The 12,629-nt window shown below is 38.4% G+C and carries 13 protein-coding genes; 7 read left to right on the top strand and 6 right to left on the bottom strand.

The window, feature by feature from the left end; translation table 11 throughout:
- Positions 1-36 precede the first annotated feature (36 nt).
- The 6 genes from ACMAYL_RS02550 to ACMAYL_RS02525 all read right to left on the bottom strand — a co-directional run bounded on the left by ACMAYL_RS02550 (position 37) and on the right by ACMAYL_RS02525 (position 6,171).
- The gene (locus ACMAYL_RS02550) at positions 37-1,077 is read right to left on the bottom strand and encodes a hypothetical protein (RefSeq protein WP_103217413.1); all 1,041 of its coding nucleotides are present in this window, start codon (positions 1,075-1,077) and stop codon (positions 37-39) included.
- A 111-nt stretch (positions 1,078-1,188) separates the two neighbouring features.
- Positions 1,189-2,583: an L-serine ammonia-lyase gene (locus ACMAYL_RS02545; protein ID WP_392991718.1), complete on the bottom strand. Its 1,395-nt coding sequence runs from the start codon at positions 2,581-2,583 to the stop codon at positions 1,189-1,191.
- Between the two features lie 37 nt (positions 2,584-2,620).
- Entirely contained in the window at positions 2,621-4,135 is a 1,515-nt protein-coding gene (locus tag ACMAYL_RS02540) for a hypothetical protein (RefSeq protein ID WP_412470694.1), read from the bottom strand.
- Positions 4,136-4,207: 72 nt separating this feature from the next.
- A complete protein-coding gene (locus ACMAYL_RS02535) occupies positions 4,208-4,465 on the bottom strand; it encodes a hypothetical protein (RefSeq protein WP_392991722.1) in 258 nt (85 codons plus the stop codon).
- Between the two features lie 85 nt (positions 4,466-4,550).
- Positions 4,551-5,165: a 3'-5' exonuclease gene (locus ACMAYL_RS02530; protein ID WP_103217409.1), complete on the bottom strand. Its 615-nt coding sequence runs from the start codon at positions 5,163-5,165 to the stop codon at positions 4,551-4,553.
- The gene (locus ACMAYL_RS02525; RefSeq protein WP_103217408.1) at positions 5,137-6,171 is read right to left on the bottom strand and encodes a trypsin-like serine peptidase; all 1,035 of its coding nucleotides are present in this window, start codon (positions 6,169-6,171) and stop codon (positions 5,137-5,139) included. Before ACMAYL_RS02525 ends, ACMAYL_RS02530 begins: the two co-directional genes overlap by 29 nt.
- A 123-nt stretch (positions 6,172-6,294) precedes the next feature.
- On the opposite strand from ACMAYL_RS02525, the gene queA reads away from it, so the two are divergent.
- The 7 genes from queA to ACMAYL_RS02490 all read left to right on the top strand — a co-directional run bounded on the left by queA (position 6,295) and on the right by ACMAYL_RS02490 (position 12,629).
- Positions 6,295-7,359: a tRNA preQ1(34) S-adenosylmethionine ribosyltransferase-isomerase QueA gene (queA, locus tag ACMAYL_RS02520; RefSeq protein WP_199177523.1), complete on the top strand. Its 1,065-nt coding sequence runs from the start codon at positions 6,295-6,297 to the stop codon at positions 7,357-7,359.
- A complete protein-coding gene (tgt, locus tag ACMAYL_RS02515; protein ID WP_412470693.1) occupies positions 7,360-8,484 on the top strand; it encodes a tRNA guanosine(34) transglycosylase Tgt in 1,125 nt (374 codons plus the stop codon). It abuts the gene before it with no gap.
- 27 nt (positions 8,485-8,511) lie between these two features.
- Positions 8,512-8,853 (top strand): preprotein translocase subunit YajC, encoded by a 342-nt coding sequence (yajC, locus tag ACMAYL_RS02510; RefSeq protein WP_103217406.1) that lies wholly within the window; start codon positions 8,512-8,514, stop codon positions 8,851-8,853.
- A gap of 2 nt (positions 8,854-8,855) precedes the next feature.
- The gene (locus tag ACMAYL_RS02505) at positions 8,856-9,179 is read left to right on the top strand and encodes a twin-arginine translocase TatA/TatE family subunit (RefSeq protein ID WP_412470692.1); all 324 of its coding nucleotides are present in this window, start codon (positions 8,856-8,858) and stop codon (positions 9,177-9,179) included.
- A gap of 122 nt (positions 9,180-9,301) precedes the next feature.
- A complete protein-coding gene (gene secD / locus ACMAYL_RS02500; protein WP_103217404.1) occupies positions 9,302-11,011 on the top strand; it encodes a protein translocase subunit SecD in 1,710 nt (569 codons plus the stop codon).
- 15 nt (positions 11,012-11,026) lie between these two features.
- Positions 11,027-11,953: a protein translocase subunit SecF gene (gene secF, locus ACMAYL_RS02495; RefSeq protein WP_103217403.1), complete on the top strand. Its 927-nt coding sequence runs from the start codon at positions 11,027-11,029 to the stop codon at positions 11,951-11,953.
- Positions 11,940-12,629, top strand: coding sequence for a hypothetical protein (locus ACMAYL_RS02490; RefSeq protein ID WP_412470691.1), 690 nt, complete (start codon positions 11,940-11,942; stop codon positions 12,627-12,629). The genes secF and ACMAYL_RS02490 overlap by 14 nt, the downstream gene beginning before the upstream one ends.

The raw sequence follows: 12,629 nt of genomic DNA, 5'->3' as shown, positions 1-12,629 counted from the left end.
AAAAGGCCTCAAACGAGGCCTTTTCTTTTATTTGAATTAATCAATTTTTTGAATTTGTTGAATATATTCTCTGTACTCTTGAATATTATCATTTTGAGCTTGGATATTATCTAGCTCTGGAAGTTCAACGTTATCGAAGATATTTTTAACTTTCTTATCGATCTCGTGCTTAACACCAATTGATAGAAGGAAGTCATAACACTTAAGTGCTTCTTCGATCTTCTTATTCGCTTCGTGCATCGTTGCTGCATTTGAAGTTTCAAAAGTTGAAGGAAGTTCTAACTTACCAAGTTTTCCACCTGAGATAACGTGAAGAAGTCCTGGCCAAAAAGATGCTTCGTCAGCATCCATAGAGTCATTGATTGCAAGAGCAAGAATGATATCAATACGTGCTTTTAAAAGCGCGATTGAAATTTCACGGTTGTGACCTGCTACGATATATTCTTCTGACTTACTTAGTGTTGCACCTTGAGAGTCTTTAATAAGTGCATCTTTCATAAGTGTGTACATCGACATTTCAGCAAAACCATTATTTTTTGCATTGAAAGTTTGACGGTGGTGAACCTTGTGAAGGGCCGCAGCTACAGCATAGAAAGATTGCTCGTAGTTACGTTTTTTTAGTGACCACTTTCCTGTATGGATTGGAGTCATCTTACCTTTCTTCATTGCTTTTTTAACGTTGAATTCACCTTTAATATCTGTTTCATAAACAGAGGCCATATTCTTGTAAAACTCTTCTACTGCATCATAGAAAAGCATGTCACGAATTTCTAAATTATCGTAAGGCTTAATTCCTGTATAAAGGTTGTATTCAAATGCCATAAAGAATTTTGCAGCATTTGTAAGCTTTTGACCCATTTCAATATTGTCATTTAAGATAAGTGCGAAAGCATCACGTCTTTCAACTGAAGACTGTGCCGAACGAAGCTGTGAGTATAGTTGTGATGTTGTATCACTCATACCGTCAGTCGTCTCACCAAGCTTATCCATTTTTTCTGGCATTTTGATGGCCTCTTTAACTTCCTTACAACCTGTAAACAGTGTAAGTAGCATAAGAGGAATTAAGAATTTTTTCATGACTCTCTCCCTAATTTTCTATATAAAAGTAGGTCTTTGTATGATGAGGGTCACTAAAATGAAAGTGTTTATCTTGACGTGTGAAAGAAGTAACCTGTCTAACTAGCTGAATTAACACTCAGTGACGTTAACAGCAAGGCCTCCACGGCTTGTTTCTTTATACTTCGTTTGCATATCAGCACCAGTTTCTTTCATGGTTTTGATAACTTTATCAAGACTCACAAAATGACTTCCGTCCCCACGCATGGCCATTCTGGCCGCATTAATTGCTTTTACTGCACCCATCGCATTTCGCTCAATACATGGAATTTGCACAAGGCCACCGATTGGATCGCAAGTTAGTCCTAGGTTATGTTCCATTGCAATTTCTGCGGCGTTTTCGATTTGTTCGTTTGTTCCACCAAGTACTTGTGCAAGCCCTGCTGCCGCCATTGAGCAAGCAACACCAACTTCGCCCTGACAACCAACTTCTGCACCTGAAATCGAAGCATTCTTTTTATAGAGAATCCCGACACAACCGGCGACTAAAAGGAAGTCCACAACTTTATCAATTGAAGCGTCCTTAACAAATTTAAGATAGTATTTAATAACTGCTGGAATAATTCCGGCCGCTCCATTTGTTGGTGCTGTCACAACTTTTCCACCAGAAGCATTTTCTTCGTTAACAGAAATAGCAAAGAGATTTACCCAATCCATAATCGTTAGGGGATCAAGGTTCTTCTCACAGTCTTTTTTCGAAAGAGCTTCGTATAACTTCTTTGCTCGTTTATTTACTTTAAGGCCACCTGGAAGTTGTCCTTCTGCTTTAAGGCCCCTACTTATGCAATTATCCATTGCCTGCCAAATTTCTAAAAGGCCTTTATTAATCTCTTCTTCACTTCGCCATGATGTTTCGTTTGTCTTAATTAAATCACAAATTGAAATATCATTTTCATTAGCGATTGCTAGAAGTTCATCTCCACATGTGAATGGATATTTAACCTTGCTTGTGTGTTGAGAGAAAATATCGCCTTCGTTATTTTCGCCTTCAGCTACGATGAAGCCACCACCAATTGAGAAGTAGACTTTCTTATATAACTCACGTCCATCTTTATCGATGGCCTGGAAGCACATTCCATTCGAGTGGAAGTCGAGAGTTTGTTTGCGATGGAATAAGATATGTTCACGTGGAATATAAGAGATCACTTTTGCGTTATCTCTACCTTCAAAGAAAGTAAGCTTTTCTTGGTCGTGTGCTAGATTTAAGATGCGATCAATTTGATCTGGGCAGATATCTTCAGGAGTGTAACCACTAAGTCCTAGAATGACGGCCTTGTCTGTGCCATGTCCTTTACCTGTTAAGGCAAGAGATCCATAGAGTGCTGTCGAAACGACTTGCGTCTCATCAAATAAGCCCATTGAAACGAGTTTATCCATAAATTCTTTAGCGGCCCTCATAGGCCCTACTGTATGCGAGCTACTAGGCCCAATTCCGATTGAGTAGATATCAAAAACACTTAAATTCATGAGGAATTTATATCAGATGATTATGATTTGAGCTAGCCTAGTTCCACTTATCTTCAAGATATGTATGAATTGTGTTCACTGTTGCTGCATCAGGTGGATCATTAAAGAGCATAAATTCCATAACATCACCGTTAAAATAGCCACCATTTCCACTAAGAGATCCTGTATGGGTGTAGCTATCACTAAGGTATGAACCTAAAGAGATTGCCCCCGAGTGAGCATATAGGAGTGAAGTTGAAGTTGTAGAGCCAATTGAGCTTCCATTTATATAACAAGTGAGATCACCATCTGGCCCGGCCGCTCCCGTATAATTTGTGTAATCAAAAACCCAAGTAATATGATAAATGGTATTTATTGCTATCGGCGCGCTGACAGAAATGAATGGCTGGCTACCGTCTCCGTCATCGTTTATATTCCAGAATCCACAGTACAGATTTCCGCCTTGAATATAGATATTCATTCCACGACTGGCCCCGCCTTCCTCGTAGATAATTTGCAGACTTGTGATATCGGCAGAGGTCTCAATAGACGCTGTGATATTTCTTTGATTAGTCGTGGCCGTATTTAGCTCTGCATGGTTTGCAACAGTTAGATACTGATTAGTTCCATTAAAAACAACATGATTATCGACGCCATCAAAAGTTGGAGCGCCTCCATTTTGATAAAAATTATGTGTATTGGCACTACCGGAAATATCAAGCCAATCTTCGACAACTCCATTGAATGCACCATTGCTCGCAATTTTTCCCGTGTTGTCTAGGATGGAGCTTAAGTCGCTAGCAACTAGTCTTGCAACCATATTAGGGAGGGATGTTGCTGGATTGAAAACCTGAAAGGCCACTGAGTTTTGTGTGATACTTAGACCTGCACCATCAACTGCCCTTAATGAGATATAGTAATTAGTTGCTTCATTAAGTGAGAAGCTAGCGCCATCAACACCACTAACTAGCTTATAACTTGTAACATTGCCGATGTTGATCCAGTTCTGAATATTTGTGAAGCCCGGATTGGTTCCGATTGCAATTTCATAATGATCGATTTGGCAGTTATCTGTTGCTGCTACCCAAGTTGTTGTCGTAGACGATGCGGCCGTGGCGTCATCTGCTGAAACGTCTGGTGTACCAACAGCACTTGGTGCCGTGTTGTCCCAATAGAAGCTAGTGCTTGCTAGAGTCGTCGAGGTTTGTGCTGTTGCACTTACTGCACGCACCGAAGGGTAGTAAGCTTGGCACTCTGTTAATCCAACAAGACCTGTGTGCGTGTAATTTGTTACTGTGCCAATATTTGTCCAGGCCGTATGCTCGGAACCAGCCGATGTTGTTCCTAGAGTGTAGTCGATATGATCGAAACTTGCTGGATTAGTCCATGAGACTGCTGGAGCATTTTGCGGTAAGGCGCCCGTAATCACGGCCTGGGCCGTTGAAATTGCGCTGGGAGCCGCCTGACCAACAGGAGCTGCCTGGATACCATCTGCACCTTCTGCTCCACCTGAGCAAGAAGTTAGGATGAGGCCAAGAGATGTTAATATTATTGCGGACTTAACAAGTTTCATTCTAAATAAATTATAGAATGAATGATCTTTAATTAATTTAGGAAATAATTTACCTAGTTTAAGTTGTTGAAATTACTTACCACGAGAGTCCGGATAGATGCAACGGTCTCCACAATGTTCTTCGATGTCCTGCCATTTGGGATTTTGCTCTAATTCGTACTTATATTTATAGATCTCTTCAGATGATGGCCTTCGAATTTTTCGTTCATCTTGATTGGCCGCTTCTTCATAAGGGTTTGTTGTTCCAAAGCTATCCATACGGTATGGGCCGCTTTGATTGTCTGAGTCTTCTTGTGCATAAGCACCAGAGAATAATAGTGATATAATCAATATCCTTAGAAGTTTCATACAGTCTATCATTACCAAAGAAGATGAATCTTTAATGAAAGACTGTGAATAGAAATTCTTATTTATTTTAGTCTTTCTTATCAAGGGCTTGATAGAGCTTTAATGAAATCCAAGCATCAGTTGCAGCGTAGCGAATTTGGGCATCTGTTAATTTGTTATTTTCCCAATTTGTTAGCTTTGCCTTCTTAGAGATTTTCTTCTCTAAGAGAATTCCCGTTAAGGACTGTAGACCAAGAGTAATATAGCCTTGCGCTTTTGCAAGGTCTTGAACATCGACAACGCCTTTTGCGTTGATATGGTATTGCTTCTTAAGATCACGACAATCGTCTTTAACCGCAACCCCTGTTTTAATTAGATTCTCGTCTTCTAAATATTCGACTAGATAGTCAGGGCATTGAATCTTATTTAAACGAAAAAGGAAGCACTCATCTTCAAATGAAACTTGAATAAGACTTATGCGAAAATTGTCGGTCTTTTTAAAAGAAGGCCTTGATTCAGTATCAAGGCCCGTGCAATTGTATTTTTGATTTAATTCTTGAAATCTTTTAGAAATATCTTGGGCCTTTTGTTCAGTATCAATTAAATGAATCTGGCCCGTGTAATCAATCATCTCGAAAGAGTTGATTTCTTCTTTAGTAATTCTAGCTTTAATATTATTCGTATTCTTCTTCGTATTCTTCAATGACTTCTTCCACTTCTTCTTCGCTCTTAGCGCCTTCTTCAAAGATATAAGGCCCTAAAGCTTCTTTTAATTTGTAATCAGTGTAAGCAGAGACAACTTTTGTAACAGTTTCACCACTGCCTCCAAGTGGAGATGATTGACGTTCACACTTTCCACCTTGCTTCTTACATACGTTTACTTTATAGCAACCTTTGTCAAAATCAAAGGCATAATCGATTTCACCAGCTACTAATATACCAATAACCTCATCTTTCTTATTTAAAACAGGAGATCCTGAGTTACCTGCAAAAGTATCGAGGTCTGTGATGATCTCTTTGCTGTAAATTGGGTTTGAGATAACCTTGGCTCCGTCTGCAACTTTAAGAGGGAGTCCTGTAGGGTAGCCGGCCACATAAATATCTGTACCTTTTGCTGTTGCATTCGTTGACATGTTTAGAGTTAGTGGCTTCTTATCTGTCGCTTCTCGTTCAAGTTCAACAACTGCATAATCTAGTGTACCTGTGTAAGATGCCGCTACAACGCGCTTACAACCATAGACGTCATTCTTTTTAATTTCTAATTGCCCATCTTTATTTACTGATGTTGAGTTATAATTGAATACCCATTTATTATCTCTACACTTTGATGTTACTTGGTCAGAAACTTCTGTTCCACCTGAGATCATACAGTGTCCGGCCGTCATAAGAAGATTCTTTCCTATTAAGAATCCACTACAACTTGCAATCGTAGGCTGATCTCTAAATCTCATGTCACCACAAGTAGGGTAACCTCTATGGTATTTTAATGTAGGAAATCTAAGAAGTTTTGTATCTGCAACCTTTCCTTTTTCATCTTTCAAAAAAGCATAGCTTGGAACCATTGCTGCAACACTATCAACTAGGAATTCTTTATTTGATTCGTGAACATCAACTCTGTTATCGTTTCCATAAATAACTTTATTAATGGCCATCGAATTTGTTGAAAGTAGCGCTGAAAATAATGCGATTTGCGTAAGATTTAACTTCAAATTTCCCTCTCTTTTGCTTTTTGTAAGTTTTTGCAGTTTTCTTTACATTTGAATATAAGAAAGTTGTGATTTGAAAAACTTACATGATGACGATTACCTAATTTCACGCTACTATCGGGACCTATGAATCAAGTAAATAAAGTAAATAGAGACGATTTGCAGCTGTCATCTTACGACTACGATCTGCCTAAAGAACAGATTGCTGAGCGCCCAATTGAGGGACGTCATCACTCAAGATTATTAGTTTATAATTGTAAAACAGATACAATTTCTCATCATAAGTTCAATGAATTAATTAACTTTCTACCGAAAGAAACAACTTTGGTTTTAAATCAAAGCAAGGTTTTCCCTTGTCGTCTAAAAGGTCACAAGGAAAGTGGTGGTAACGCTGAAGTTTTCTTTCTAAGTGTTGAGGCCGATGAAAATGGCCACTACCGTGCACTTGTGAAAGCGCGTGGCAAGAAGAAGGCCGATGACAAGTATATTTTCGCTAACGGTCTGACGATTTCAATTGTCGATAATATTGAAGGTGAGTTCTTGATCGCTCCTTCAATTGTTGGCAATGATCTTATTGACTACTTAAATGCAAATGCACTTGTTCCAATTCCTCCTTATATTCGTGGGGGAGAGTCAGACGAACAAGATAAGAAAGATTATCAAACGGTCTTTGCCAATGAATTAGGAAGTGTTGCTGCTCCAACGGCCGGACTGCATTTTTCTGATGAGCTATTAGAGCAGATTAAAAGTCAAGGCCATGACATTGCCAAAGTTACTTTACATGTTGGTCTTGGTACTTTTGCTCCAGTTAAAGTTGATAATTTAGAAGATCACAAAATGCACTCTGAAAATTACTTTGTTGATAAAGTTAATTTTGAAAAAATAAAAAATGCTAATAAGCGCATTGCCGTTGGGACGACGAGTTTAAGAACTCTTGAAACAATTTGGCAAAATGGAGTCGATAATTATACTCCGGGAGAGATGAAGGATACTTCAATCTTTTTACACCCTGGAGTTGATGTGAAGAGTATTGATGGTTTGGTAACTAACTTTCACCTTCCTAAATCAACGCTACTTATGCTTGTGAGTGCGCTAATTGGCCGAGAGAAAACATTAGAGATTTATAATATTGCAGTTAAAGAGGGATATCGTTTCTTTTCATATGGTGATGCGATGTTAATTTTAAGGTAAATGAATATGATTAAAGTTGAAGGTTATAGCGGTAAGGCCCGCGCAACAACAATAACAACGGAGCACGGTGAGATTAAAACACCAATTTTTATGCCTGTTGGAACTCGTGCATCTGTTAAGTGTATGTGGCAAGAAGATCTTTACGAGATGAATGCTCAAATCATTCTTGGTAACACTTATCACTTATACCTAAGACCTGGGCATGAGCTAATTGAAAAAGTAGGTGGCGGCCTTCATGGTTTTATGAATTGGGATCGTCCAATTCTTACAGACTCAGGTGGGTTTCAAGTATTTTCCCTTTCAGACATTAATAAGATCACAGAAGAAGGAGTAACTTTTTCTTCACATATTGATGGGTCAAAACATCTAATCTCTCCAGAAAAGAGTATGGAGATTCAAAAGGGCCTTGGCTCAGATATCGTCATGGCATTTGATGAGTGCCCTAAACTTCCTGCAACGAAAGAAACTCTTCGCGAGAGTATGGAGTTAACTCTTAGATGGGCCAAGCGTTGTATTGATTATAAGCTTCGCGACTACCAAAAACTTTTTGGTATTGTTCAAGGTGGCCTACATCATGATCTTCGTACTGAGTGTATGCAGCGCCTTGAAGAAATGGACTTTCCTGGTCTTGCTCTAGGTGGACTTTCGGTTGGTGAAAAGAACGAAGAGATGGTTGATTTCCTAAATGGATTTGTTCACACTATGCCTGATCAAAAACCAAGATACTTAATGGGTGTTGGAAAGCCTCTTGATATTCTTAATGGGATTCGCGCCGGTATTGATATGTTTGACTGTGTTCTTCCAACAAGGAATGCACGTAACGGACAATTTCTAACACACGATGGACCTCTTAATATTAAGAATCTTCGTTTTAGAGAGGATACACTTCCGCCAGATCCAAGTTGTGATTGCAAAGTTTGTAAAACGTATTCACGTTCATACATTAGACACCTATACACAACTGGAGAGTTTCTTTCTGGTAACCTGATCACTTATCACAATCTTTATTTCATGATTAAGATGACTCAAGATGCACGAGAAGCAATTCTAGCGGATAGGTTTGACGATTATTATAAAGAATTTTATAACAGATACACTTCACGAAAATGGGCCTCAGGCCAATAAAGAAAAAATAAAAGTTAGGAGAAACAAATGTTACAACTTTTTATATCAAATGCTTATGCTCAAGGTGGCGCAGCTGCTGCTCCAGCTAACTCAGCGATGAACTTTGTTCCAATTATTGCTGTTGTTGCTATTTTTTATTTCCTTGTTTTCAGACCACAAAAGAAACAAATGGAAGAAGAAAAGAAAATGCTTGATACACTTGAAAAAGGTAATCGTGTTTACACAAAATCAGGAATCTTTGGTACAATCGTAGGGATGACTGAAAAAGTTGTGGACCTTGAAGTTGCTGAAGGTACACGTATTAAAATCCTACGTTCACAACTTGGTGGACTTGAAGAAAGCATCCTTTCTAATAAAAAAGAGGCGTAATTATGTTTGGTGGCTTTGGAGCTGGTGAGTTACTTATTATTTTAGTTTTTGCCCTGATTTTTATCGGGCCTAAAAAACTTCCTGAACTTGCAAAAGGTTTAGGTAAGGGACTACGCGAATTTCAAAAGGCCAAAGATGATTTAATGGATCACGTCAACGATGCTGCAGAGACCAATTCTCACAAAGAGGAATCTGTGGCATCACAAATCACAGAGTCACCAGAAGCTAGCGTTGCAGCGCAAGGTGATGCCGAAATTAAGAATTCTAATAATTCTGAAGAAGAAAAAGACCAAGTAATTGAGTCGGGAAAATCGAAGCAATCGTAAGTTTTTGAAATTAATATTCTCTTAATATTGTTTTTAAGTAGTTAATCTCATATAATTTTTGTAGTTTATTTAACTCAATTATTCGAGAAAACCAAAAGAAACCCAAGGATTAGGAGAATCTAATGAGAAGAGGCTGGTGGTATCGCTTCGTATTTCTACTTATCGTAGCGATCATTTCAGGTATTTCGATTGTACCTACTGCATTCAATTTTAAAGAAACGGACAATTTTCCAGTTAAGTCTAAGATCAACTTAGGACTAGACCTTCAAGGTGGTCTATACATGATCTTAGGAATTGACTTCAAAAAGGTCTACAAAGACGAGGTTAAAGGATACGCGCGCCGTTTAGAATTTAGCTTCAAAGACAAAACTGGTAACGGTTTTGAGATTGGTGACCTAGATTCATCTGATGAACTGGATCCACGCCAAGAGATTATCCTAGGATCAGCTACTGATGTTGAGACACTAAAGGATATTATTCATGAGCAATACAATGGATTCCTAAGAGTAACTAAGGATACTGGAAATTCAATCTCTGTTGCCTTAACGAAAAAAGTTAAGACTGATATCGAAGATCAATCAGTAAAAAGATCAATCGAAGTTATTCGTAACCGTATTGATGAATTCGGTGTTACTGAGCCAGAGATTATCTCTCAAGGTAAAGACCGTATCGTTGTTCAGCTTCCAGGTGTTAAAGATATCGAAAGAGCAAAAGAGCTAATCGGTAAAACAGCTAAGCTTGAATTTAAAATGGTAAACTCTGAAGTTGCTCCTATTACAATTCAAGGTTGGGTATCAAAAGCTAAAGAGCAAGGTGTTGATTATAAGAAAGGTGACAGGTTCTCTGACTACGTTTCTAAAGTTAATGAAATCGTTGCTTCTGATCTTCCAAAAGGTCACGTTCTAGCATTTGAAAGAGTTACAAACGCTAAAGGTGATATCCTTCAGCTTGTTCCATACTTAATCGAATCTGTTGCTCGTCTTACAGGTGAAGACCTTGAAGATGCAAGAGTTCAATTTAACCCACAAAATAACAACAACCCAGAAGTAGGACTTAACTTTAAGTCTCGTGGTGCAAAAATCTTTGCAGATGTTACTGGTGAAAACGTTGGACGTTTAATGGCGATTACTCTAGATGGTAACGTTTATTCTGCTCCACGTATCAATGGTAAAATTGCTGGTGGCCGTGCAACGATCTCTCTTGGTGGTAAGAGTTACAATGAGCAACTTAAAGAAGCAAAAGACTTAGCTCTTGTTCTTCGTGCTGGTGCCCTTCCTGTTCAGCTTGACTTCCTTGAGCAAAGAACTGTTGGTCCATCACTTGGTGCTGACTCAATTGATAAAGCAAGATTTGCTGCAATCATTGGTTGTGTTTTAGTATTTGGTTTCATTCTTGTTTACTACAGAATCTCTGGTGTTTTCGCTGTTACAACACTTGCGCTAAACGTTCTTATTATTCTAGCTATGCTTGTTGGTCTTGGGGCAACTCTGACTCTTCCAGGTATTGCAGGGATCGCTCTTACTGTTGGTATGGCCATTGATGCCAATATCATTATTTACGAGCGTATTCGAGAAGAAATTCGAAATAACGTTGGTTTCTATAAAGCTGTTGAAAACGGATTTAACTCTGCTTTCTGGACAATTATTGATGCAAACATCACGACAGCTCTTGCTGGTATCTGTCTACTAAACTTTGGTACAGGTCCAATTAGAGGTTTCGCTGTTACATTATTAATTGGTATTTTTGCAACTGTTTACACTTCTTACTTTGTTTCAAAGCTTTTCTTTGAATTCTATATGAATAAAGTTGAAGGTCAGGACTTAAGCATTTAAGGATTGGAGTTTAAGATGTTTGAAATTATAAAAAGTAATACAAAATTCAATTTTGTTAATAAATTCGGAGTTGCAGGGGTTATTTCTGCACTTCTAGTTATTGGTTCTCTTGTTTTAATCGGTACTAAAATGAAATACGGGGTAGACTTCCGTGGTGGTGCTGAGATCCAAGTTAAGTTCCAAAAAACTGAAAACCTAGACGAGCTTCGTCGTGAAATGAAAGCCGCTGGCTTCAACGGGGTTACAATCCAAACGATTGGTGAGCCTCAAATGAATGAATATCTACTTAAAGTTAGTGCAAACGAAGGTAACCTTAATGAAGTTACTGAAAAAGTTTCTCAAACTCTAACAACTAAGTACGAAAAAGATGGTGTTGAAATCAGAAAAGTTGATATCGTTGGTCCAAAGGCCGGTGCTGAACTTAGAAAATCTGGTTTCCTAGCAATGCTTTGGGCACTTCTTGCAATCATGATCTACGTTGGTCTACGCTTTGACTTCAAATACTCACCAGGTGCAATTGTTGCTCTTTTCCACGACGTAACTATCATTCTAGGTGTATTTGCTCTAACTGGAACAGAGTTTACTCTTCAGACAGTTGCTGCAATCCTTGCGGTTATCGGTTACTCGGTGAACGATACAGTTATCGTTTATGACCGTGTACGTGAGCATGAGCAGAAGTTTGTTGGACGTGATATTAAAGAACACATCAATAATGCAATTAACGAAACACTATCAAGAACAATCCTTACTTCTGGTACGACACTTTTCGTATCGGCAACGATGTTCTTTGTAGGTGGTCTTGCAATTCGTGATTTCTTTATGGCAATCACTCTTGGTGTTGTTGTTGGTACTTACTCATCTAACTTCGTTGCAGCACCAGTTGTACTTCTATTTGATAAATTTAGAGGGGAGCAGGCGAAAACTGCAGATGCAAACGCTTAATTCAAAGTTTAGTTTTATTAAATACTTAATTGCCCTGTGTGTACTTCTTAGTACACATGGGGTTTTTGCGTATGGAGATGAAGATTACGATAGTCGTGATAAAACATCTTCATCTCAAGACGTCGAAAATCTTCAAGAGTCAATTGAGACTCTTAATCAAGAAATTGAAAAAAATGGTGGGCAAGGGGTTAATATTGTCTCGATGCCAACACAAGGCCTTACTCTTAAAAATGGAAAGGCCGACCCCGAAATGATGAGACGTGCAATTAAGATGATTAATGCACAATTTAAGAATGTTCCTGATGCACAAGTGGCACAAATGATTCGTGACAGTGCCTCTCAAAACCAAATGATGCAATTTTTTACTAATAGCGATAGGTTTGTAAACTTTGCTGTTGGTATTGTAAAAGATGATAAGGCACTGCTTTACTTATTTGAGTTAACTCAAGATAAGGATGTGCTAAAGCTTGCTTTAGGCGTTGTGATCTTTCTTTTCATTCTAAGCTTCTTTCTTAAGAGGGCCTTTATCAAAAAAGATGAATTCTTTGTCTTTCGCTATGTAAAGTCGCTCATCTTCTTTGTTTTTTCGACTGGATTCAAAGCAGGTGTTCTTTACTTTATTTATAAAGATTACTTAGATCCAAGTGTTGATGTATTCATAAAAAGAGTTCTCTAG

Origin of the sequence: Halobacteriovorax sp. RT-2-4, from assembly GCF_047085445.1 — a bacterium.
Classification (GTDB): Bacteria; Bdellovibrionota; Bacteriovoracia; order Bacteriovoracales; family Bacteriovoracaceae; genus Halobacteriovorax_A.
Note: the sequence above shows the minus strand (reverse complement) of the source record. Positions and strands in the feature narration are given on the sequence as shown.

Coding starts and splice junctions, on each gene's coding strand:
- secD (WP_103217404.1), top strand. CDS start 9,302: ATGAGAAGAGGCTGGTGGTATCGCTTCGTATTTCTACTTATCGTAGCG.
- ACMAYL_RS02490 (WP_412470691.1), top strand. CDS start 11,940: ATGCAAACGCTTAATTCAAAGTTTAGTTTTATTAAATACTTAATTGCC.
- ACMAYL_RS02545 (WP_392991718.1), bottom strand. CDS start 2,583: ATGAATTTAAGTGTTTTTGATATCTACTCAATCGGAATTGGGCCTAGT.
- tgt (WP_412470693.1), top strand. CDS start 7,360: ATGAATATGATTAAAGTTGAAGGTTATAGCGGTAAGGCCCGCGCAACA.
- ACMAYL_RS02505 (WP_412470692.1), top strand. CDS start 8,856: ATGTTTGGTGGCTTTGGAGCTGGTGAGTTACTTATTATTTTAGTTTTT.
- ACMAYL_RS02550 (WP_103217413.1), bottom strand. CDS start 1,077: ATGAAAAAATTCTTAATTCCTCTTATGCTACTTACACTGTTTACAGGT.
- yajC (WP_103217406.1), top strand. CDS start 8,512: ATGTTACAACTTTTTATATCAAATGCTTATGCTCAAGGTGGCGCAGCT.
- queA (WP_199177523.1), top strand. CDS start 6,295: ATGAATCAAGTAAATAAAGTAAATAGAGACGATTTGCAGCTGTCATCT.
- ACMAYL_RS02540 (WP_412470694.1), bottom strand. CDS start 4,135: ATGAAACTTGTTAAGTCCGCAATAATATTAACATCTCTTGGCCTCATC.
- secF (WP_103217403.1), top strand. CDS start 11,027: ATGTTTGAAATTATAAAAAGTAATACAAAATTCAATTTTGTTAATAAA.